This window comes from Paraburkholderia youngii (assembly GCF_013366925.1).
Classification (GTDB): Bacteria; Pseudomonadota; Gammaproteobacteria; order Burkholderiales; family Burkholderiaceae; genus Paraburkholderia; species Paraburkholderia youngii.
In genome coordinates, this window is sequence record NZ_JAALDK010000002.1 from 1,438,854 (window position 1) to 1,460,732 (window position 21,879).

Sequence of the window (21,879 nt, forward strand, 5' to 3'; positions counted from 1 at the left end):
GATGGTTATCCGTTGCAAGTTGCGCGATCCACTGCCTTGGTGACCGATGCGGTGTCGAGAGCGCGCCAGCGCGCGCAGACGTGCTGGTCCGGACGCAGCAGATAAAACGTGCCGGGCCGCGCATCGAAGCGATGCGTGAGAATGCCTTCTACATCTTCGATCACCGTGACGTGAGGCATGTCCGGCAAAGCGGTCACGGGCGCGCCGCGCGGCACGACGATCAACGAGTGGACCGGCACCGCGAGACCGGCGAGCGCGCGAAGCTGTTCGGCGCATTTCGTCAGGTCGTCTCCCTGGCCGCAGAAGTGCACGCCCGTGAAGCCGCCATGTCCGGTCTGATTCAGGAACCAGGCGCTTTCGCCAGCCACCTTGACGGGCGCGTCGGTGCTTGCCGCACCGGGCACCATCCCACAGGTGAACACGTCGGCGTCGGGTGTGTTCAGCGGCGAGTCGCGCAGAATCGCCGGCACCGACAGACGGCCGCTGTTGACGATGCGCCGCGCGAACGGACACTCTTTCGCAAGCTTGAGCGTCGCATCGCGGAACATACGCGACACCGCGCTTTTCGGCGTGATGAAGTCGGTGGCGCGCGATGAGTTCAGGATGTTTTCGTCCGCCGCGTATTCGCGCTCCGATGCATAAGTATCGAGCAGCGCCGGCGGCGCGTCGCCGTTGACGACGAGCCGCAGCTTCCAGGCGAGATTGTCGGCATCCTGCACGCCGCTATTCGCGCCGCGCGCGCCGAACGGCGAGACACCGTGCGCCGAATCGCCCGCGAACAGCACGCGGCCATGCCGGAAGCTGTCCATCCGCAAACACGAAAACGTGTAGACGCTGACCCATTCGAGCTCGAACTCGGCATCGTCGCCGAGCAGCGCTTTGACGCGCGGAATCACTTTTTCAGGCTGTTTCTCCGCGACCGGATCGGCGTCCCAGCCGAGCTGGAAATCGATGCGCCAGACGTGGTCGGGTTGCCTGTGCAGCAGTACCGATTGATTGCGATGGAAGGGCGGATCGAACCAGAACCAGCGTTCGGTCGGAAACGGCGCCTTCATTTTCACATCCGCGATCAGGAAGCGGTCTTTGAAGGTTCGACCGTGGCTGTCGAGACCGAGCGCCTTGCGCACCGCGCTGCGCGCGCCGTCGGCGGCGACCACGTATTGAGCGCGCATCGGATAAATGCCGTCGGGCGTTTCGACCTGCAACTCGACATGGTCGTCTTGCTGCGTCACTCCGATCACATTGCTTTTCCAGCGCATTTGCAGATTCGCGGTCTGCTTCGCCTGGTCTGCCAGATAGCCTTCGACGTAGTACTGCTGCAGGTTGATGAACGCAGGTCGCGCGTGGCCTGTTTCGGGCAGCAGGTTGAAGGTATAAATCAGCTCGTCCTGCAGGAACACCTTGCCGACGTTCCAGCTCACGCCTTTGTCGACCATCTGCTTGCCACAGCCGAGGCGGTCGAAAATTTCCAGCGTGCGCTTCGCAAAACAGATTGCGCGCGAACCGCTCGACAGCGTGTCGTCGTTGTCGAGCAGCACGGTGCGAACGCCCTGCTGGGCCAGATCGATGGCCGCGGACAACCCGACCGGGCCAGCGCCGATCACGACGACCGGATAGGTGAGCGGGGCACCGGCATCGTGGTCGGCGGCTCGCTCGTAGTCGAAGCGCATCGTTTGGTAGTCGATCTGCATGGCGTCTCCGGTTCTGCGGATATCTTCGATTAATCTATAGCAAGCACTATTGCTCCTTGCTAATGCTGCTCATTTTATAAAGCTTTTCGAGCGATCGAATCTGTATTTACCCTGGTGCGGTTTGCTCCCGCATGTGCTGACCTTGCAACGAAATCGCTGACTCGCAGGTCGTGGAGGCGATTCAGCGAGTGAGTGTTCTCATCGCGGAAATCAGCAACGCTGGTGCGCAGCAGAGCGTCGGCGTCGGGCAAGTCGGTGAAGCGGTCAATCAGATAGACGAAACAACGCAGCAAAACGTAGCGCGCGTCGACGAAAGGGCTTCGGCGGCGGAGAGCTCGAGGCAACAGGCTGCAAACCTCGTTGACTGCGTCGCACAGTTCAGGTTTTGAGTGAGATGGCCGGCCGGCTTGCTACGGTGAAGTTGCTAAAAACTGCCATATAAAAAATTGCGGAGCCGCTCGCACATGCGAGGGCTCCGCTGTTAGGAAGGGCCGGGTGCCGACTGATCATCTTCGATTTGATTCTTCTCCGCTGAGGACCGGCCCCCGCTCTTCCTGAACAAACCCCGTAGCGTTTATGACTCATTGGGTGGTATGCGCCGCGCCGGCCTGAGTCGTGCCAGGTTGTGCCGATTCAGCCAAGGCCGCGCGTGCGCGGTCGCGGGATTCGCTCGCCGCCTGGTTGCGTTCTTGCCGGGCATCGCGAGCTTCGGCCCTGAATGCCTTTCTGGCTTCCGCGGTCCGGGCGCGTTGTTCGCGGTTGGCCTCGCGAATCTCGTTTCGCTTCTGAACGATAGGGTCATTGTGGGTAGTCGCCGGCACGGTAGCAACCTCTGCGACCGGGGGCGCCGTCGTGGTTGGCTGCTGCGCGATAGCTGCGCCCGAAGTCATCAGGCCGAGCACGACGAGCGTTGTGGCGATTCGGTTGGTAAGGCGGCTCATGATTTACTCTCCGTTCAATTGAGGTCTACTGAATAATGACGACTGTCTTCTAAGTGAGGTGAGGTTGTCAGCCGACTGCGGTTGCCTCCGGTACAGCGAGGCGCTGATGGACTCTTTCGGATTCGTCTCAGCACAGGACCCATTCTAACGAACGTCACATTCATTTCAAATAGCTTTCATTGAGATTTGCCAGGGTAAACCCTCTATTGGCAGGGCTGAATTTAGTGCCCGACCTTGCGGGGTCGCCGCTGATCGTCCGTGCGGCGGGTCTCCTCGTGTTGATTTACGCAGTTGTGCCGACGATCATTCGACGGTGTGTGAATCGACAACCGGACCGCCACGACTGAGCGAAACCAGCGGAGACGGGTTTATGCGAGCGATCCAGATTCATGAATACGGCGGTCCCGAGGTGCTGCGCCGTGTCGAACTCGACATACCGAAGCCGGGTTCCGGCGAGGTGCTGATATCGTGGGGCGCATACGCCGACTTTGCGATCGGGCCCGCCGCGCGGCTCGCGCGCCTGCCGGACGATATCGCTACGACATTGCGGCTGCGTCGATCTTTCAGGGTTCGACGGCGCACTATCTGATCGAAGACGTGGCGAAGCTCGAAGCGGGCATGACCTGTCTCGTGCATGCGGCCTCAGGAGGCATCGGACAGTTGCTCGTGCAGCTTGCGAGACGTCGCGGCGCGGAAGTGTTCGCGACGACGAGTACGCCGCAAAAGGCTGCTATCGCGCGAGCGCGCGGCGCGGATCATGTGATGCTCTATAAAAACGGCGCCTTCGCTGATCGGATTCGCGAGTTGACCCACGGGAGGGGCGTCGATGTGGTGTTCGATGCGGTCGGTAAGGCTACCTTGCGCGATAGCTTTCGCGCCGCACGCGTGCGCGGCCTGATCATCAACTATGGTTCGGTCACGGGACCGATGCGCGACCTCGATCCCTGCGAACTTGGTGAGGCGGGCTCGCTGTTTCTCACGCGTCCGCGGCTGGCCGATCATCTCGCCGATGCCGCCACGGTGCAGCGGCGAGCGGACGATGTGTTCGCCGCCATCCGGCAAGGCGCGCTCAATGTCGAGAGCGCTGCCGGGCACTGAAGCGTCGGGTTGAGCTCGGCAAGTGGTATTCGTGATACGTTAGCTGACACAGACAGCGACGGAGACCGCAGATGCTGATTCATCTCACGAACTGTGCCCCGCGATCGACCGCCCGGTTTGTGATTGCCTTGACGATCTGCGCCAGCGCTTGCGCGATGAGTGCGGGCAACCTTGGCCTCGCGCAGGCGCAAGCACAGCGGCCATCGTCGTTCGAAAGCTTCGCCGTGCCGGCCGGCAGCGCACCGCATGACGTCGCACCGGCGCATGACGGCACCGTGTGGTACACCGCGCAGGCGCGGGGAGCGCTCGGGCGGCTGGACCCGCGCAGCGGCAAAATCGACACGATCGCGCTCGGCACCGGATCGGCGCCACATGGCGTGATCGTCGGTCCCGATGGTGCGGCGTGGGTCACTGACGGCGGCCAGAATGCAATCGTGCGCATCGATCCGAAGACGCTCGCCGTCACCCGTTTTCCGCTGCCCAAGGACCGGTCAGACGCCAATCTGAATACCGCCGTGTTCGATAATCAGGGGCATCTGTGGTTTACCGGGCAAAGTGGTGTCTACGGCGAGCTCGATCCGCAAAGCGGACGCATGCGCGTCTTCGATGCTCCACGCGGCGCGGGGCCCTACGGTATCTGCGTGACGCGCACTGGGGATCTGTATTTCGCTTCGCTGGCGGGAAGCTACCTCGGTCGCATCGACCGGACGACGGGCGCGGCACAGATCATCGAGCCGCCAACGGCGAATCAAGGCGCGCGTCGCGTCTGGGCCGATTCCAGCGGGCGCGTCTGGATCAGTGAGTGGAACGCCGGCAAAGTCGGCGTATTCGATCCCGCGACGCATCAATGGCGCGAATGGCGGCTGCCCGGTAACGGTCCGCACGCGTACGCAATATTCGTCGACGACCAGGACATCGTCTGGCTCAGTGAATGGAGCGCTAATGCGCTAGTGCGCTTCGATCCGCGTACCGAGCGGTTCGACGTCTTGCCACTGCCGCGTGACCACGCGAACGTGCGTCAAATGATGGGCCGTCCAGGCGAGGTCTGGCTGTCCGAATCCGCGACCGATCATCTGCTGCTTTACCGGTCCCGTGCAGCCGGTGCGGGCCGGCAGTGACGCCACACTTTCCCCGAGAACGGAATTGCGCAGTCCGCTGCGCCCCACGTGCGCGGGCCCGCTATCAAAATGGCTAGAGCAGTTGGAGGGTTCGCGGATCGGCCTCGCCGCCGAAATATTTGCGCAAAGCTTCGACAAATACATCGTTGTCGTTCGTGGCGCGCGCGAACAGGGTCACCGACGAGCGAAACTTGAGGTGATCCGGATAGCCGAAAATTTCTTCGATGGAGCGGTCGCTGACGAGGTTGACCAGTTGCGTGGTTTCGCGCAGCCGTGCGCCAAGTATCGGGTGGCGCAGGTACGCTTGCGCTTCGGCCAGCGACGAAAGCGCGAATCGCTGAGCCATTGCGCTGGTGCCGAGCCCCTCGATTTGAGGAAACACGAACCACATCCAGTGGCTTCGCTTACGTCCATGCTTCAGTTCATCGCATACCTGGGCGTAGACCGGGTCCTGTGCATCGAGGAAGCGTTGAAGGTCGTAGGGATCGTCCATTTCGTACTCCGCTGCAAACGTGGAAACCTATCGTTGAATCACGATTCTCGCGCGCATGATCGTACAGGTCTACGATCGATCTTCGCCCCGTACCGGCAATGGAAGAGATTTGAGTAGTCTCACGAGCCTTGCTCGCTGCAACGGAGTCAGCCCTCGCGTAGCGCTCAGTTGCTGAACCCGCGCGCGCCAGTAGACGCCGGTGAACAGGGATTCCGCGGCACCCGCCGACAGGATCCGTTCGAGATGGGAAATCGCATCCTCGGCAGTCTGGGGCGTATAGGGGCTCGCTCTGTCTCCAGACGGTTTTCTGCTTGTAGTTTTCATCCACTTCTCTCAATGTGGTGACCGACTGAATCCGGTCTGTACGTCAGGCGTCAGGTGAGCCTGCTTCTTTCAGGCAATACATATGCGCTGGTGGATATCCATGTACGGCGTGCAATCACTTTCGTGCGCGCGTTTGATGCCACGAGTCGTGACGATTCAGTTCCCGCAGCATTCGTGCCCGCATTCGCTCGCGGCGATAGTGGCTAACGACCATGAACATTGCGATACCAAGGGCAGTGCCTCCGATCACCAGTCCCATCCAGGTTTCACTCATCACACGTTCCTCTCTGGAAAGCATAGGTGTGTTGCGTCAGCGGTTCGGGCCGGTTCGTGCGGTGTCTCTGCACGAACCGGCTGGCGCGGGCGTCGCGCGACTGTTACTGCATGTGCTGGCCGCCGTTGATCGCAACATTGGCGCCCGTCACGAAGCTGGCGTCGTCCGAGCAGAGGTAAAGCACGAGCGCCGCCACTTCCTCGGGCTTGCCCAGACGCCCCACAGGAACGTGCGGCAGGATCTTCGTATCGAGGATCTCTTGAGGGATCGCCGTGACCATCTTGGTGGCCAGGTATCCCGGCGAAACCGTGTTGACGGTAACGCCCTTACGCGCTACTTCCAGCGCCAGCGATTTCGTGAAGCCGTGCATGCCGGCCTTGGCAGCTGCGTAGTTGGTTTGGCCGATCGAGCCTTTCGAGCCGTTGACGGACGAAACGTTGACGATGCGTCCCCAACCCCGCGCGACCATCTCCTCGCACAGCGGCTTCGTCATGTTGAACACCGAGTCCAGGTTGGTGCGGATGACCGCGTCCCAGTTGACCTTGTTCATCTTCCGGAGCGTCATGTCCTCGGTGATTCCGGCGTTGTTCACCAGAATGTCGACCGGGCCGACTTCAAACTGAATTTTGGCTGCGCAGTGCTGGCATGAATCGTAGTCGGCCACATCGACCGGATACGCGCGAAAGTTCCTGCCTTGAGCTTCCATGTTCGCGAGCCATGCCGCTGCGCCGGTGTTGTTCGGCGAGTACGTGACTACCACCGCATAACCTGCATCGTGCAGTTTCGTACTGATCGCTTCTCCCAGACCGCCCATACCGCCAGTCACTACAGCAATTCGTTTCGTCATTCTTTCCATCCGTGATCGTCATATCTGCGAGGATCGTGAATAACCCAATGGCCGTCTCGCACAACCCGCCATTGCTTTGGCACAACGTATTGCCGCGACCTGAATTGCGTCAGGTCGTGCGGCGAAAATGAATCGGTCCTCTGTCTCTGTCGCGGACAAATGGCACGGCCTGCCTTGCGGGGTTCCGCACGCATTCGTCTGCTGACCAGGTGGGGCGAGCACTCCGCTTCTGATGACTTCATTGGCAGGACTAATTAATCAGATGAAACCCCGAAGGGGATTCGACAAAGACCTGATTGCACAAGAAGACGCGCCTCGCGTACGCTTACCTTGCCCCGAATGGTACCGGTAACAACTGAAGGTACGGAGAAGCCATCTGTTGTCCTTCGATTGCGATAGGCGCACCGTGTCGGCTAGGTCTCGCAACGGCCGTAAGTTCGACCGACGAGGCGATGGTAGTAGAAAAACTACATCTTTGCAATGAAAGAAATGTAGTTTTTGTACATCGTTGGCCTGCCGACTATCGCCCACGCATTCTTGAAGTCAGTGCGAACGATCGTTCGCGCGTCCGGTCGTCCGACCACAAAAGCGGATGGGTCATATCGACGGCGCGGGCCCGCACTCGGTCACCGAAGCGTCGGCGCCGATGCTTGCCGCCAGGGAAGGAGACTCTGTTTCGACGGGTTCGATGGCAACGCCGCGAGCGAGCGGGCGTCGGGGCGAAATGAAGGCGTTCGAAGCGGCTACGACGGATCTCGCTTGCTAGCCGCTTCGAGGAGGACGCGTTCTTCAACCCGGCTTGCCATCGACACGGGCGAGGACAAGCCACGCTCCGTATCGCACGCAATAGAGAACCAGCGCGGCCGCCCCGCATAGACCGGATGCGTATATCCAGGCCATCGTGAACTGCGGCGCGAGCCAGGGCCGAGCACCCGAACCAAGGTCGCCAGAATGAACAGACCGTAGCAGGCGACCTCGACCTTACCGGCCACGAGTTCGCGTCCGGTGTGTCCGCGTGCGGTCCGCGTGATCGTCGCGATGATCGCGGTTCCAATGACTCCCACCGTGAAGGTATGAATCGCGAGCGCCAACAGAGCGATGCGGGGTGGTGTGTCGACTTGACCTGATGCGATCCTGACGGTCCTGCCTTTTCGCCACATGCGACGAATGTTCGCGCCAGCGGAGCCATCTGGCCGCCCGATGACGCTCTCCAGACGAAGCCTCACAAACAGCATCGTCAGGTGCGGTGGAACCCATCGGCCTGGTTGTCATGTAAAAGTGCCAATTTCCGATCGAACGTTGATTCGCCCCGTCATTAGCGATACCTTTACATCTATCCTGGTCGTCGGGCGCTGGTCAACGAAGGGAGAACCGTTTCGTGAAGAGAGCGTCAGCTTTCTCCTGCATCGTCGCGTTGAGCGTGATCTTCGGCGGATGCGGCAAGCAGGGACCGCAAAACGCCACTGAGGCATCGGGCGCATCTGCGAGCTCGGCGCCGGTTCAACCTGCACAAAGCGCGAGCGAAGCGGCCGCCGCCTCGGGCGCGCAAGGCACGGTGGCGCTGGTCACTGTCACCAAGGCGCAGTTGCCGGCGGAGGCTGCCGAAACACTGCGCCTGATCAAAGCAGGCGGCCCCTTCCCGTTTAGCGACGACGGCGTCCTGTTTCGTAACACCGCGGGCTTGCTGCCGAAACATCCGCGCGGCTACTACCACACCTATACGGTTCGCACACCTGGCGCGACGGATCGCGGGCAACGCCGGATAGTCTGTGGCGGGCCGCGCAAGCAGATCGGCGAGTGCTATTACACCGACGATTACTACGCCAGCTTTAAGCGCATTGCAGAATAAAGAAGGAATCAACGGCGTGAGCGCTGCACACCTGACGACCGTATCAATCCCGCGCTCCTGACCATGCGCTAGCGATCAATGCCGATCGCGCCGGCGATGATGGCGTCGTCGTGTTCGAGCAATGGATAAGTCGATGGCCGCCGCGACCGCATCCCATTGGCGCTGACCGAAGTTGTCCAATGGGTCTGCGTTGACAACGATCCTTATCTCCCAGCAGACGATCTCAAGCGGTTTTCAGACGGCGCGATTCGTCAATCAGAAAAGCTGAAGGCAGCCATCAGAACTATGAGATTTTCCTGCCATCGGGCATCTGCGATAGTGGTTCTCAACCGTTGCGTTGGATTACCGTACCGCGCGTCGTCGACCAGGGAGGATCTTCATGCATCGTTTTGTGATCGTGGGAGGAGGGGCGGGCGGCATTGAACTCGCAACGAGGCTAGGCGATCGTTATGGCGGTCGACGAAGAGGCGGGGCGCAACGTGCGTCCATTACGTTGATCGACCGCAACCCGACGCATATCTGGAAGCCCCTATTGCACGAGGTCGCAGCGGGAAGTCTCGATCCATTCGCACAGGAACTGGCGTATGCCGCGCAAGCACAGTGGCACGGCTTCCAGTTCATCCAGGGCGAACTCGTCGGACTGGATCGTGGCTCCAGACACGTCCTGCTTTCGCCACTGCTCGACGACGACGGAACCGAACTGATTCCGCCGCGCCGAATCGAGTACGACTCGTTGATTCTGGCCATCGGTAGTACAACGCACTACTTCGGCGTGCCGGGCGCGGCGGAGAACTCGCTCGCGCTTGACAACGTCGCTCAAGCGGAACGCTTCAGAAAGCGCCTGATTGCAGCTTGCATTCGCGCGGAACAAACACAAAACGCAGGTGAGCGGGATGCTGGCGAAGTGCCTGGCGAACGCGCGCCTCGTGTTCAGGTCGTGATCGTTGGTGGTGGCGCTACGGGCGTGGAATTGTCCGCAGAATTGCGCAATACCGCGAAGGTACTGTCATCGTACGGCTTGCATCGGCTCGACCCCACACACGACGTCGGGATCGTGCTGATTGAAGCAGGGCCGCGGATTCTGCCAGCGTTGAAAGAGCGCGTGTCCACCGCGGCTGCAAGATTGCTGGGCAAACTCAATGTCAAGTTGATGGTCGACGAGCGGGTCGCAGAGGTCACGCCCGGATTTATCCGCACGAAGAACGGCAAGACGATACGTGCGGATCTCACTGTGTGGGCCGCCGGTATCAAGGCGCCCACGGTGCTTTCAACTCTCGATGATCTGACAGTCAATCATCTGGGGCAACTCAGTGTGCGTCGCACGCTTCAAACCGAGCTGGACGACCATATCTTTGCATTCGGCGATTGCGCGGCGTGTCCATGGTTGGGCTTCGAGCGCAATGTGCCACCGCGCGCCCAGGCGGCTCATCAGCAGGCATCGTTTTTAGTCAAGGCACTCGGGCGACGCATCGAGGGACAAAAGCTTCCGGAGTTTGCCTATCGCGATCTCGGCTCGCTAGTGTCGCTCGGGCATGCAAATGCGGTGGGGAGTCTGATGGGAGGCCTTATCGGCGGCAGCATGCTCGTGGACGGACTGCTTGCCCGCTTCATGTACCTGTCGCTGTATCGGATGCACGTTGCAGCGCTGCATGGCTATGCACGCATGATCGTCAATACCCTCGCGCATCGGCTCCGTCGAAGCACGGCGCCGCACGTCAAACTGCACTGAGCAACAGTTCGTTGTGAATGGCCGAAGGGTCTGGCCGTGACAAATAAATCAACCGATTCCAAACACCAGCAAGACGGAGAGAAACCATGAACAGCTTCGACCAATCGCCTTTCAGCGTCGACTCGAGCAGTGGCGCCACGCGCGCTCGAAACGGCAAGGATGGCTCTGAAAATCGATCGCGCTCCGTGTACCGATCGTTTCTTGCATCGACGGTATCGACGATCGCCTCGAATGTGCCTGAGAGGCCAGACGTGTCGTCTGCCGCTGTTCTTGGCTACAACTGATACGCTTCGGGTCACGAAACGGGCAACTCACCGATTGAGCCGGAGCTCACGGCTATTCTGGTCCGGAATTGGCCTTATGAACAATCTGCGCATTATCACTCCCCGATCTTGCAACTATGATCTGGCTTTCATCCATCACCAGACAGAAGATCTCCATGCCTCTCTCTCGCAGGCAAAATCGCCGTCAATAGTCGAGGTCATCGAGATTCGCGGAGTCAGCCTGGTTTGCGGTGGCGTTGAGTCAAGGAGTCGATATGAATCAGCCAACGCTATTCACGCCGATACAAGTCGGCAACCTGAAATTGGCCAACCGGATCGTGATCGCCCCGATGGCCCAGTACTCCGCCGAACACGGCCAGATGAACGATTGGCACCTGATTCACCTCGGCCACCTGGCGCTTTCAGGTGCGGCGGCACTCACGATCGAGGGGACGGCGGTCACCCCCGACGGACGCACCAGCTATGGTGACGTCGGGCTCTATTCGGACGAGTGCGAAGCCGCCATGGCACGAGTGCTGGGCGGCATTCGGCGGTGGTCTGACACGCCGATTGGAATCCAGCTCAACCATGCTGGCCGAAAGGGGTCTCGACAGAAGCTATGGGACGGCGGCGCACAGATTCCCTATGATGACGCGAATGGTTGGCACACCTACGGCCCGTCTCCGGTCGCTTTTGCCGCCGGAGAGACACCACCCACCGCCTTGGACCGCGATGGCCTGGCCGCCATTCGCGACGCGTTCTCGGCCGCAGCGCAGCGCGCCTCCCGGCTCGGGTTGAATTTCATTCAGATTCTTGGTGGGCACGGCTATCTGCTCCATCAATTCCTGTCGCCTCTGTCAAATCACAGGGACGACGAATACGGCGGTTCGTTGGAAAACCGGATGCGCTTTCCACTTGAAGTTTTCGAAGCCGTGCGAGAAGCGTTTTCGCATGATCGCCCCGTGACGATGCGAGTATCCGCTACCGACTGGGTGGACGGCGGGTGGTCCGTGCAGGACGCGATCGCTTTTGTCCACGCGCTGGAGGCTAGAGGCTGCGCCGCAATCAATGTCTCAAGTGGCGGTTCGAACCCAGCCGCGCAAATTCCGATCGGGCCTGGCTATCAGGTTCCCTTCGCGCGGGCAGTGAAGCAGGCGACGACGCTCCCTGTCATCGCCGTCGGCATGATCACCGAGTTCGAACAAGCCGAATCCATCCTCAGCACCGGAGACGCCGATCTGATCGCGCTTGCTCGGGCCGTGCTCTTTGACCCTCGCTGGCCCTGGCACGCTGCCGGTCACTTTGGGACTCAAGTCAAGGCGCCGAACCAGTATCTTCGCTCTCAGCCCGGTCGGCTGCGAAAGGTGTTCGTTTGAATCGGCTTCGTCGATAACGGGGCGGCGACCAGGGCGGCGACCAAACTTCCGACACATCGACGAACGCGGCGTCAGGCTTATCGCCAGGTCGGAATGACGGATGCGGCGAGCAGCACGCCCATCGCGAGATTGAGAAGGCGCCAGTGGCGTGGCGTCCGAAAGAGCCGCGCGAGTAGCACGCCGAGCGCGCACCATAGCGCGAGCGACGCGCAGGCAGCCACCCCGAACGCTCCCCCGAGCAGCATCGCGAGGCGGTTCGGGTTGTTTGCGAGCAGCGCGAACGACGCCGCCGCGCCGACTGTCATCGCCCACCCTTTCGGGTTGAGCCAGAGCAGCAGGAAACCGTTCACGAGCGTAACCGGACGCGCGGGGCCGTTGCCCGCGTTTGGCGGCCCGCTGCGCGCGATGCGCCAGGCGAGCCATAGCAGATAGGCGGAGCCGAGCGCTTTCACCGCCGTTTGCAGCGACGGCAGCGCCAGAAGCAGACCGCCCAACCCGAGCGCGGCGAGCGCAGCGAGCAACGCAAGGCCCAGAGCGATGCCGAGCATCAGCGGTATCGAGCGTACGAAACCGAAACGTGCGCCCGAGGCGGTGGCGAGCGTGGTCGCGCCACCGGGCGTCGCGGTCGCGACGGCGACGAAGAGCAGAAGCGGGAGTATCGAGGTCATCGGTGCAGATCCGAAATCAAGGAATTTGCACTGTACGGATCGTCAAAGCATCGTAAAAGCTAATAATATTGATGCGGTACATTACGCGACATAATGCATAGATGAGCCGAAATCTCGACCTCGATCTGATCCGCACCTTCGTTGCCGTCGCCGATAGCGGCAGCATGACGGTCGCTGCGAATTTGCTGCACATGACGCAAGGCGCGGTGAGCCAGCAGATAAAGCGCCTCGAAGATGTGCTGGATTGCCTTCTGTTCGTTCGCAAGACGCGCCGGCTGGAACTGTCGCGCCAGGGCGAGCAGTTTCTCGTGAAGGCGCGCAAGCTGCTTCAGTTGAACGATGAAATCTGGGCCGACATGACCGCGCAGCCGTTGCGCGGCGCCTTGCGTGTGGGCGTGCCTCCCGATCTCGTGACGCGGCTTGCGCCCGCGATGAAGGCATTCGCCGGCGCGCATCCGCACGTCGAAATAACCTTGATGTGCGCGGCGTCGCCAGAACTGAGCGAGGCGGTGAATAGCGGTCGCGTGGACGTGTCCTTGGTCGAATATGTCGCGAGCGAAGCCGAAGGTGAAGTGGTCTGCATCGAGCCGTTGGTGTGGGTCAAGGGGCGCGGCAGTGAGGTATGGCAGAAGCGGCCGTTGCCGCTGTCAATGGTAGACGAGCGTTGTGCTTTCCGTTCGGTGGTGCTCGGTGCGCTCGCGGACGAGGGCATCGCGTGGCGAACGGTGTTCGAGAGCGGAAACATCGAGGCGACCGCCGCAACGGTGCGCGCGGGCCTCGCGGTCACGAGTTGGCTCGCCTCCATGGTGCCGGCCGATCTGGAGACGCTCACGCCTCGCGTAAGCGGCTTGCCTGCACTGCCTCCATTCGCGATATGTCTGCGCTTGCCCGCGACGGTTCAGCCAGCGGCGCAGGAATTCGCGCGCCATGTACGCGAGTCGATGTCGAGCGACGCAAGCACGCGACGCGCGCCGCTAGCGAACATCGCGTGACGTACTGCGTTTGAAGTGCGTTCTGGAGCGTTCCTACAAGCGCTGCGGCAGCGCAGCCGCGAAAAAATCAGTGACCCGGCGCACGCGCGCAGGCACGAAACGCCGCCGCGGCCAGATGATGCTCACATCACGGGCGTCCCGAATGAAATCGTCGAGCACGGTCACGATGTCCGGATGCTTGAGTTCGTCGGCAAGCGAGAGCTTCGCGAAGAGGCCGATTCCCACGCCCGCGAGCACGGCCGATCGGATCGTCTCGACGCTATTCGACGACAGGTTGCCTCGCACCGGCACGCTGAACCGGCCTCGTGCCCCATGAAACGGCCAGTTCGCCGATTCCAGCAGACCACCGTAGAGCAGGCAGTTGTGATTGGCGAGTTCCGCAGGTTCCCTCGGTACTCCGTGTTGCTCGAAATAGCGACGCGATCCGACACAGACCAGCGGCGTGCTGGCAATTCGCTTCACAACCGAATCCGGATCGTTGACGGAGCCCACTCGAATCGCGAGATCGATTCGATCCTCCACCATATCGCGCACGAAATCCGACAACACAAGATCGACCCGAAGACCGGGATGGCGCGACAGCAGCTCGGGAATCAGCGGAAGAACGTGCAGGCGGCCGAATGTAGAAGCGCAGGCGATCCGCACAAGGCCCGAGACATCCAGCGTGCTGCTGGTCAGTTCGCTGTCGGCCACCTCGATCTCGTCGAGCAACGGCTTGGTCCGCTCGTAGTATTTCTGCCCTTGATCGGTCAAGGTCACGCTGCGTGTGCTGCGGTTGAATAGCAGTACCCCGAGGCGCTTTTCCAGCGCGCCGATCGACTTGCTGATAGAGGACTGTGACTCGCCGGTTCTGCGCGCCGCGGCGGAAAAGCCGCCCGCTTCGACAACGGCGAAGAAGGCGTTCAATTCGTGAAACCGATCCATTGCATTCCTCTCGTGGGACCTATTCTTTCGGTGAATGGATCTTATGATAAATCCGCCGATTATCATTCGTGGCGGCCGCCATTACGATGGGACTTCCATTCAACATCGGACGGAAGTTTCAATGAATACTCTCGCAGGCAAGATCGCCGTCATTAGCGGCGGAACGACCGGTATCGGCTTTGCGATCGCCCAGCGGTTCGTCGCCGAAGGCGCTCACGTCTTTATCTTCGGCCGTCGGCAAGGCCAGCTCGAGGAGGCCGTCAAACTGATCGGACGCAACGTTACCGCGATTCAGGCCGACGCCGCGAATCTCGATGACCTCGATCGTGTTGCTGCGGTTGTCAGGGAAGAAAAGGGTGTCGTCGATATCATCGTGTCGAACGCGGGTTATACCGAGCAGGCTTCGATCGACACCATCACGCCTGAGCATTTCGACAAGGCATTCAACCTGATGGCGCGCGGCCCAGTCTTTCTGGTGAAAAAGCTGCTGCCGATGATGACGGGTGGTGGGTCGATCATTCTGGTTTCGTCGGCCATGCACGTGATGGGCATCCCAGGACACACCGCCTACGCGGCGACGAAGGCCGCGTTGCGTTCCTATGCCCGCACGTGGGCTGCCGAATTCAAGGATCGCGGCATTCGCGTCAACATGCTGAGCCCCGGTGTCACCGACACCCCGATACTCGATTCCCAGTCGGCGACACGCGAGGATCTGGTGAGGATGTACAAGAGCATGGTCCCGATCGGCCGACTCGCCCGCGCCGAGGAGATGGCCGGCGCGGCGCTCTTTCTCGCCTCAGAACAGAGTTCCTATATGACGGGTGCCGATTTGATGAATGACGGTGGCATCGGCCAGGTGTGACGGTCGAAAAAGCCGCGGCGATGTTCGCCCGGCGTGTGCTATCTGACGCGCTCGTGGTACCACTCGACAGCGTCCTCGCCGGCGGGGATGTTGAACGGGCTCGATGAATCGGTCGCGGCGAGCCAAACCGCTTCGGCGACATCCGATGCATGCGTGACGGCCGTTTCTTTCTCCCACCTTGCGAAAACCTGCTGAGCGAGCGCGTCGTACGGCTCGGGAAATCCGTCTTTCATGCGTGCCCGCGCGTTTTCGCCGAAGCGGGTGGAAGGCGCGCGTCCCGGCAGCACGACACGCACGCGCACATTGAACTGCTCCAGTTCGAGTGCGAGCGATTCGCTGAACGCGTTGACCGCGGACTTGCTCGCGGTGTAGACCGACAGCAGATGCAGCGGTCTGCACGTGACGGTCGACGTCACATTGACGATCACCCCTTCGCGGCGCTCGCGCAACTGCGGCAACACGGCCTGCGCCATCGCGATGGTGCCGAGCGTATTGGTCTCGAAGATATCGCGCACGGTGTCCATCGGCGTTCCTTCGAGCGCATTCAGAAAGCCGATACCCGCATTGTTCACGAGCACGTCGATCCGGCCGGCCGCATCGATGACCGAGCGAATGCTTTGCGGGTCCTTCACATCGAGGGCGAGAATCGAAAGACGATCGGAGCGCGGCAACACGTCTTCACGTGGCGTGCGCATCGTCGCGATCACGCGCCAGTCGCGATCCAGAAAATAACGCGCGATTTCGAGGCCAAAGCCGGACGAGCAGCCGGTAATCAAGACGGTCTTCATGTCGAATCCTGTGGTTGGTGACAGTCCCGACACAATAAGTCCTGACCGCGAGGACTCGCTACAATCGAGCGTCCAGGTTTCATTCGAAATCGTCCGATCATGATCGACCCGCTCGCCGAAATCGTCACACTGCTCAAGCCGACGCCCACGTTCTCGAAAGTGCTCAGCGGCGCAGGGCGCTGGCGCGCGAGCCGCACGGACGTCGGCCAGCCGTTCTACTGCGTGGTGCTCGAAGGGTCGCTGCGTCTATCCGTCAATGGTTGCGAGCCGCTGATTCTTCAGGCCGATGACTTCGTACTCGTGCCCGAGGTGTTCAGTTTCACGATGACGAGCATCGATCCGCCCGACGATAACGACGTCTCCAATAGCGCGCCGGCGGCGCTGCCCGACGGCAGTTTTCGTTTCGGCGATGCATCGGGCGCGCCGGAAGCCCAATGGCTTGCGGGCCTCTGCGCGTTCGGTTCGCCGGATGCGGCCTTGCTTGTCTCGCTGTTGCCCAAGCTCGTGCACGTGCGCGGTGAACGCAGGCTCGCGACACTCGTCAAGCTCGTGAGGGAGGAATCGCGCGCGCAGCGGCCCGCGCGCGAGGTCGTGCTGGCGCGACTGCTCGAGGTGCTGTTCATCGAAGCGTTGCGAGCCACGGGAACCGGGGCATCGCCCGGACTCGTCCGCGGCCTCGCCGACCCCCGTCTCGCGCTCGCGATCCGTCATATGCACGAAAGCCCGCACCAGCCCTGGACGATCGCGCAACTCGCAAAAGCCGCCGCGCTTTCACGGTCCGCTTTCTTCGATCGATTCAGCCGCGCGGTCGGCGTCGCACCGATGGAGTATCTGTTGTCGTGGCGCATGGCTATCGCCAAGAATCTGCTGCGCTCGAACGAAGTCAGCATCGCGGCGGTCGCGGAACGTGTCGGCTACAGCTCGGCAAGCGCATTCAGCGTCGCGTTCACGCGTCATGTCGGACTGCCGCCGACGCAGTATGCTCGAGACGCGGCGAATGTCGTCGTCGCTCGATGAAGCTTCGTAGCGCAAGCGCCGTGTCTCGCCTCATGCAACCTGCGCATCGCCATCGTTAGCTGCCTCGCGCTCGAGCAGCGGATAAGCGAGCGCGCAGATGTGCGACTGAATCCGCACGAGATCGCGCAGCACGTCGAGATGCAATGAGCTCGACGCGATGCTGTCGGGCTTGCCCTCGCGCAGGCGGTCGAGATGAGCATCCCGCGCGGCGCGTTCAAGGCGCCGCAGCGCCTGTTTGTCCTCGAGCAGTTGCTCCGCGGTCTGCGTTCTTCCCGACACGAGCAGCGCCTGAGCCCGGTGAAAACTGTCGATCACCAACTGGTGCAGCGCGCGCAAGTCCTCGGCGCCTTCAGCGGAAAAGCTCACCTGTGCCTTGATCTTTTTCTGCGCCAGCTCCATCAGATTCTTGTCCACGATATCGCCGATATGTTCGAGGTTGATCACGGAGGTCATGATCGCCGAGGCCCAGCGCCGGTCTTCGTCGTCGAGCGACTCGCGCGTCACCTCGGTCACGTAGCTTTTGATCGCATCGTGCAGCATATCCACCGCATCGTCGCGCGCCGCGATCTCGTGCACCGCGCGCCGGTCGTTTGCGATCAGCACCGGCACGCTCGCGCACAGCATCGCTTCCACGATATCGCCCATCCGGATCAATTCGCGGGTCGCGCATGCGAGCGCCTGCGAGGGCACCCGCAGCGCGGCTTCGTCGAGGTAGCGCGGCGCGTCGCCGTTCTCGGCGGCGCCCGGCGCCGGCAGCAGCCGTTCGAGAAGGCGCGCGACAGGGGCGAGCAGCCCGATGAAGACCACGGCGATCGCCACGTTCACGCCCGTGTGGAAGTCGGCGATTGCACGGGCGGGGCTGCCGTAGACCTGCTGGAGCAACGTTGCGAGTGGCGCGCACGCGGCGAGCATCAGCAGACACACGCCGCCGCGCAGCACGAGGTTGCCGGCCGGCAGGCGCCGGCGGCTGCGGTCGGCGCCTTTCGCGGCCTCGAAGTACGGGTTGAGCGCGCTGCCGATGTTCGCGCCGAGCACCATCGCAATCGCTGTGTCCATCGGCACGGTATGCAGGTTGGCGAGCGACATCACGAACAGTACGACCGGAATGCTCGAATGCGCGGCCCAAGTGAGCACGCACGCGAGCGCCGCATTCAGCACCGGCTCGCCTGTCAGCGCGCCGAGTACCGTGCGCAGGGCGGGGGCAGTCTCGGCGGGCTGCACGGTCGAGACGAGCAGCGTGAGCGCAAGCAACATCAGGCCGAGCCCGATCGACGCGCGGCCGAGATCACGATTGCGGGAGCCTTTGCCCTTCTCGAAGAGCGTCATGCCAACCAGCAGACACACCGGCGAGATCCAGCTCAGATCGAGCGAGAACGCCTGCACGATCAGCGTCGAGCCGACGTTGGCGCCCAGCATGATCGCGAGTCCGGTAACAGGCCGCATCAAACCGCGTGCCGCGAACGACGACGCGATCATGCCGGTCGCCGTGCTGCTCTGCAGCGCGCCGGTGATCGCGAGCCCGGCGCAGAACGCGTTCAGCCGGTTGCCGAGACTCTTCGCCATGAAGCGCTTGAGCGACGCGCCGAACGCGCGCATCAGACCGGACTCGACCATATGAAGGCCCCACGTCAGCAGCGCGACGCCACCCGCGAGATGAAGCACGATCATGATCATCCGGCACCTCCCTTTATGTTTTTTGTCGTGCGCATCCTTCAGGCCGGGTCAGCGCCCGCCGCGATTGCCTCCTCGCGTACCTGCAGGGACACCGTCATCCACGCACCATTGCACGGTTCGAGATGCGCGAGAGCCCCATCAATACCGCGAGCGTGCCGATGCCGAGGATCATCGTGAGCGTGGCGGCGTCGAAGATCGCACCACGGTCCGACAGCGCGAAGATGCCCACCGGCAGCGTGACCCAGCCCGGCGGATAGATCATCAGCGTCGCACCGAGTTCGCCCATCGACAGCGCGAAGCTCAGGCTGAACGATGCGAGCAAGTACGGCGCGACGAGCGGCAGCGTCACGCGCGAGAGCTGGTAGAGCGGCCGGGCGCCGAGACTCTGGGCCACCTCGCCGTATTCGGGCGCGACCCGCGCAAGCCCTGCCGCCACGTTGCCGTAGGTGAACGCCGAGATCAGCAGGAAGTGCGCGATGAAGACGATCGTCGCCGTGCCGTTGAGCAACACCGGCGGCCGGCTGAACGCGACCAGCAACCCGAGCCCGATCGAAACCGACGGCACCGCGCTCGGCACGAAGAAGATCACGTCGAGCACGCGGCGCGGCAGGCCTTTGATGCGGCGCAGCGCGAGCGCGGCCCACGTGCCGCTGACGAGCGCCGCGACGCTTGCAACCACGCCGGTCAATACGCTCACTCGCAGTTGGCTCGCCGAATCGGTATGCAGCACCCGCGCGTAGTGTTCGAGTGTCAGGTGGCTCGGCAGGATGCCGTTCCACTGTCCGCTGATGCTGGCGAGCGCGATCATCGCGACCGGCAGCCCGTAGACCGCGCAGAACAGCAACGCCGTGCCGCCCCACGTCAGCGATTTACCCCATCTAGCCCAGAGCAGCACGGCGACCTCCGCAAAGTGACACGACGGCCCGATAGCAGGCATAAAGCCCGAGCGACAGCGCGATATTGACGACGGCGATCACACACGCGGTGGTGTAGTCGAATTCCTGGATCGCTTTGTCGTAGATCAGCAGCGGCAACGTGATCACGTCTTTCGCGCCGATGAAGAGCACGATGCCGAACTCGTTGACGGTCAACAGCAGACACAGGCTGCCGCCCGCCAGCAGCGCCGGCAACGCGGCGGGCAGGATGATCTGCCGGATGATGCGCAGCGGCCGCGCGCCGAGGCTGCCCGCCATCTCGATCTGCGCACTGTCGATCTGCGAGAAGCACGCAAGCAACGGACGCATGATGAACGGCGTATAGACCGTGATCTCCGACAGCACGACACCCCATTGCGTGTACAGGAAGTTGAGCGGCGGCAGCGGCAGATGGAACATCTCCATCAGCGACTGGTTCAGCAGTCCGGCCGAACCGTACACGAAGGTGAACGCGAGCGCGACGAGGAAGGTGGGCAGCGCGATGAACGTATCGATGAGCCGGCCCACGAAACGCGCGCCCGGGAACGGCACGAACGCGATCACGAGCGAGAACACGAAGCCGAGCACGAGGCATCCCGCCGAGGCCGATACTGCGATCGCGATCGTGTGATAAAGCCCGCTCAGGAACTGGCGTGAGCGCAGCACATGCTCGAAGTTCGCGAACGACAGCACATGCTGGTCGCCGCCCAACGCCTGGACGACGATCAGCCCGAACGGGTAGAAGAACAGCGCGGCGAGCACCGCGAGCGGCGGCGCGATCCACAGGCCCCCCAGCGCCGCGGCCGGCGCCCGCGCACGGGCCGGCGGCGCAATCACGATATCAGCCATGACGTTCAGCCTCCGGTACGAGCGTGACATCCGCGGGATCGAAACGTACGCTGAGCGCCGCGCCCGGCTCCGGCGGCTCCGCGAGCGGCGCGCAGGTGAGCCGCAGCAGCTCGCCTTCGACATCGAGCACGATGCTGTGCATTTCGCCGAGCCACTGCACGCTGACGACGGCCCCCGTCATCTGATTCATGCGTTGGCCATCGGCGCCTGGCGTGCTGCCACCCGCAACGAACTGCAGATGATGCGGCCGCACGCACACGAAGCAGGGGGCGCCGGCCGCGAGTCCGTGATGGTTGCAGCCCTCGAGCGGCTGGCCATGAAAGCGCACGCGGGCGCGCCCGTCGGCCATCGGTTCGAGCTGCTGCGCCGGCAAGACGTTCGCGCGGCCGAGGAACTCGGCGGCGAAGCGGTTCGGCGGATGACGATAGAGCCCTTGCGCGTCGCCGTAAGCGACCAGGTGGCCGTCGCGCATGATGCCGATGTGGTTCGCGAGTGTCAGCGCTTCGGTCTGGTCGTGCGTCACGTAGAGCACCGTGAGCGACGGCAGCGTGCGGTGCAGCTTCGCGAGTTCGTCGAGCATCGAGCGGCGGATCTGCGCGTCGAGCGCCGACAGCGGCTCGTCGAGCAGCAGCACCTGCGGACGGATCGCGAGCGCGCGGGCGATCGCCACGCGCTGCTGCTGGCCGCCCGACAGCTCGCGCGGATAGCGCTTCGCATACTTCGCCATGCCGACGAGCCCGAGGCACTCGGGCACCCGTTCGCCAATCACCTCGGCATCCGCGCCACGGGCACGCAGCCCGAAGGCGACGTTGTCCTCGACGCGCATATGCGGAAACAGCGCGTAGTTCTGCACCACCATGCCGATGTTGCGTGCGTACGGCGGCAGCCGGGTCACGTCGCGATCGCCGATGGTGATGCGCCCGGCACTCGGCTGCACGAAGCCGGCGACGGCGCGCAACGCGGTCGTCTTGCCGGAGCCGGACGGGCCGATCAGCGCGACGATCTCGCCGGGCTTCACGGTCAGCGTCAGAGACTCCAGAATGGTCTGGCTGCCGTAAGCCACCGACACGCCTTCGAAACCGATACCGCTCGCTCCGTGCGCGATGACGGTCGGCGCAGCGGAGGCGCGCCGCTGCGGCCCCCGTTCCATGGTCATGGTGTTTGCCATTAGTCGCTCGTCGGTAGCTG

Annotated in this window: 20 protein-coding genes and 1 pseudogene; 9 read left to right on the forward strand and 12 right to left on the reverse strand. The window is 62.5% G+C overall.

Features of this window, described 5'->3' with window-relative positions; genetic code table 11:
* Positions 1-5 precede the first annotated feature (5 nt).
* Both G5S42_RS37920 and G5S42_RS37925 read right to left on the reverse strand, forming a co-directional pair.
* A complete protein-coding gene (locus G5S42_RS37920) occupies positions 6-1,691 on the reverse strand; it encodes an FAD-dependent oxidoreductase (protein WP_176111822.1) in 1,686 nt (561 codons plus the stop codon).
* A gap of 581 nt (positions 1,692-2,272) precedes the next feature.
* The gene (locus G5S42_RS37925) at positions 2,273-2,632 is read right to left on the reverse strand and encodes a hypothetical protein (protein WP_176111823.1); all 360 of its coding nucleotides are present in this window, start codon (positions 2,630-2,632) and stop codon (positions 2,273-2,275) included.
* A 370-nt stretch (positions 2,633-3,002) separates the two neighbouring features.
* On the opposite strand from G5S42_RS37925, the pseudogene G5S42_RS37930 reads away from it, so the two are divergent.
* Positions 3,003-3,712, forward strand: a pseudogene (locus G5S42_RS37930) (zinc-binding dehydrogenase); the annotation flags it as partial.
* A gap of 173 nt (positions 3,713-3,885) precedes the next feature.
* A complete protein-coding gene (locus G5S42_RS37935; RefSeq protein WP_246392437.1) occupies positions 3,886-4,848 on the forward strand; it encodes a Vgb family protein in 963 nt (320 codons plus the stop codon).
* A 73-nt stretch (positions 4,849-4,921) separates the two neighbouring features.
* Here the strand turns inward: G5S42_RS37935 and G5S42_RS37940 are convergent, their stop codons facing one another.
* The 3 genes from G5S42_RS37940 to G5S42_RS44650 all read right to left on the reverse strand — a co-directional run bounded on the left by G5S42_RS37940 (position 4,922) and on the right by G5S42_RS44650 (position 8,021).
* Complete coding sequence (locus G5S42_RS37940; RefSeq protein WP_176111825.1) at positions 4,922-5,341, reverse strand: DUF1810 domain-containing protein; 420 nt, start codon at positions 5,339-5,341, stop codon at positions 4,922-4,924.
* Between the two features lie 701 nt (positions 5,342-6,042).
* Positions 6,043-6,786 carry an acetoacetyl-CoA reductase gene (gene phbB / locus G5S42_RS37945; protein ID WP_176111826.1) on the reverse strand — a complete coding sequence of 248 codons (744 nt, stop codon included), beginning with the start codon at positions 6,784-6,786 and terminating at the stop codon, positions 6,043-6,045.
* A gap of 743 nt (positions 6,787-7,529) precedes the next feature.
* Positions 7,530-8,021 (reverse strand): NnrS family protein, encoded by a 492-nt coding sequence (locus G5S42_RS44650; RefSeq protein WP_246392352.1) that lies wholly within the window; start codon positions 8,019-8,021, stop codon positions 7,530-7,532.
* 143 nt (positions 8,022-8,164) lie between these two features.
* Between G5S42_RS44650 and G5S42_RS37955 the strand changes: the two genes are divergently transcribed.
* From G5S42_RS37955 to G5S42_RS37970, 4 genes are all read left to right on the forward strand, one after another.
* Positions 8,165-8,635: a ribonuclease gene (locus G5S42_RS37955; protein WP_176111827.1), complete on the forward strand. Its 471-nt coding sequence runs from the start codon at positions 8,165-8,167 to the stop codon at positions 8,633-8,635.
* A 379-nt stretch (positions 8,636-9,014) separates the two neighbouring features.
* Positions 9,015-10,364 (forward strand): NAD(P)/FAD-dependent oxidoreductase, encoded by a 1,350-nt coding sequence (locus tag G5S42_RS37960; protein ID WP_176111828.1) that lies wholly within the window; start codon positions 9,015-9,017, stop codon positions 10,362-10,364.
* Positions 10,365-10,450: 86 nt separating this feature from the next.
* Positions 10,451-10,648 carry a hypothetical protein gene (locus G5S42_RS37965; RefSeq protein WP_176111829.1) on the forward strand — a complete coding sequence of 66 codons (198 nt, stop codon included), beginning with the start codon at positions 10,451-10,453 and terminating at the stop codon, positions 10,646-10,648.
* A 254-nt stretch (positions 10,649-10,902) separates the two neighbouring features.
* Positions 10,903-12,003 (forward strand): NADH:flavin oxidoreductase/NADH oxidase, encoded by a 1,101-nt coding sequence (locus tag G5S42_RS37970; RefSeq protein ID WP_176111830.1) that lies wholly within the window; start codon positions 10,903-10,905, stop codon positions 12,001-12,003.
* A 77-nt stretch (positions 12,004-12,080) separates the two neighbouring features.
* Here G5S42_RS37970 and G5S42_RS37975 read toward each other — a convergent pair whose 3' ends face one another.
* A complete protein-coding gene (locus tag G5S42_RS37975; RefSeq protein WP_176111831.1) occupies positions 12,081-12,671 on the reverse strand; it encodes a LysE family translocator in 591 nt (196 codons plus the stop codon).
* Between the two features lie 101 nt (positions 12,672-12,772).
* On the opposite strand from G5S42_RS37975, the gene G5S42_RS37980 reads away from it, so the two are divergent.
* Positions 12,773-13,663 (forward strand): LysR substrate-binding domain-containing protein, encoded by an 891-nt coding sequence (locus tag G5S42_RS37980; protein ID WP_176111832.1) that lies wholly within the window; start codon positions 12,773-12,775, stop codon positions 13,661-13,663.
* A 33-nt stretch (positions 13,664-13,696) separates the two neighbouring features.
* Here G5S42_RS37980 and G5S42_RS37985 read toward each other — a convergent pair whose 3' ends face one another.
* Positions 13,697-14,587 (reverse strand): LysR family transcriptional regulator, encoded by an 891-nt coding sequence (locus tag G5S42_RS37985; RefSeq protein ID WP_176112019.1) that lies wholly within the window; start codon positions 14,585-14,587, stop codon positions 13,697-13,699.
* A 121-nt stretch (positions 14,588-14,708) separates the two neighbouring features.
* Between G5S42_RS37985 and G5S42_RS37990 the strand changes: the two genes are divergently transcribed.
* Complete coding sequence (locus G5S42_RS37990) at positions 14,709-15,449, forward strand: SDR family NAD(P)-dependent oxidoreductase (RefSeq protein WP_176112020.1); 741 nt, start codon at positions 14,709-14,711, stop codon at positions 15,447-15,449.
* Positions 15,450-15,487: 38 nt separating this feature from the next.
* On the opposite strand, the gene G5S42_RS37995 is transcribed toward G5S42_RS37990, so the two are convergent.
* Complete coding sequence (locus G5S42_RS37995) at positions 15,488-16,237, reverse strand: SDR family oxidoreductase (protein WP_176111833.1); 750 nt, start codon at positions 16,235-16,237, stop codon at positions 15,488-15,490.
* Between the two features lie 99 nt (positions 16,238-16,336).
* On the opposite strand from G5S42_RS37995, the gene G5S42_RS38000 reads away from it, so the two are divergent.
* A complete protein-coding gene (locus G5S42_RS38000; protein ID WP_176111834.1) occupies positions 16,337-17,254 on the forward strand; it encodes an AraC family transcriptional regulator in 918 nt (305 codons plus the stop codon).
* Between the two features lie 30 nt (positions 17,255-17,284).
* Here G5S42_RS38000 and G5S42_RS38005 read toward each other — a convergent pair whose 3' ends face one another.
* The 4 genes from G5S42_RS38005 to G5S42_RS38020 form a co-directional block, all read right to left on the reverse strand.
* Complete coding sequence (locus G5S42_RS38005; RefSeq protein WP_246392355.1) at positions 17,285-18,922, reverse strand: Na/Pi cotransporter family protein; 1,638 nt, start codon at positions 18,920-18,922, stop codon at positions 17,285-17,287.
* A 100-nt stretch (positions 18,923-19,022) separates the two neighbouring features.
* Positions 19,023-19,823 (reverse strand): ABC transporter permease subunit, encoded by an 801-nt coding sequence (locus G5S42_RS38010; RefSeq protein ID WP_176111836.1) that lies wholly within the window; start codon positions 19,821-19,823, stop codon positions 19,023-19,025.
* The gene (locus tag G5S42_RS38015) at positions 19,807-20,691 is read right to left on the reverse strand and encodes a 2-aminoethylphosphonate ABC transporter permease subunit (RefSeq protein ID WP_176111837.1); all 885 of its coding nucleotides are present in this window, start codon (positions 20,689-20,691) and stop codon (positions 19,807-19,809) included. The genes G5S42_RS38010 and G5S42_RS38015 overlap by 17 nt, the downstream gene beginning before the upstream one ends.
* Positions 20,684-21,859, reverse strand: a complete 1,176-nt coding sequence (locus G5S42_RS38020; RefSeq protein ID WP_176111838.1) for an ABC transporter ATP-binding protein — start codon at positions 21,857-21,859, stop codon at positions 20,684-20,686. The genes G5S42_RS38015 and G5S42_RS38020 overlap by 8 nt, the downstream gene beginning before the upstream one ends.
* Positions 21,860-21,879: the final 20 nt, after the last annotated feature.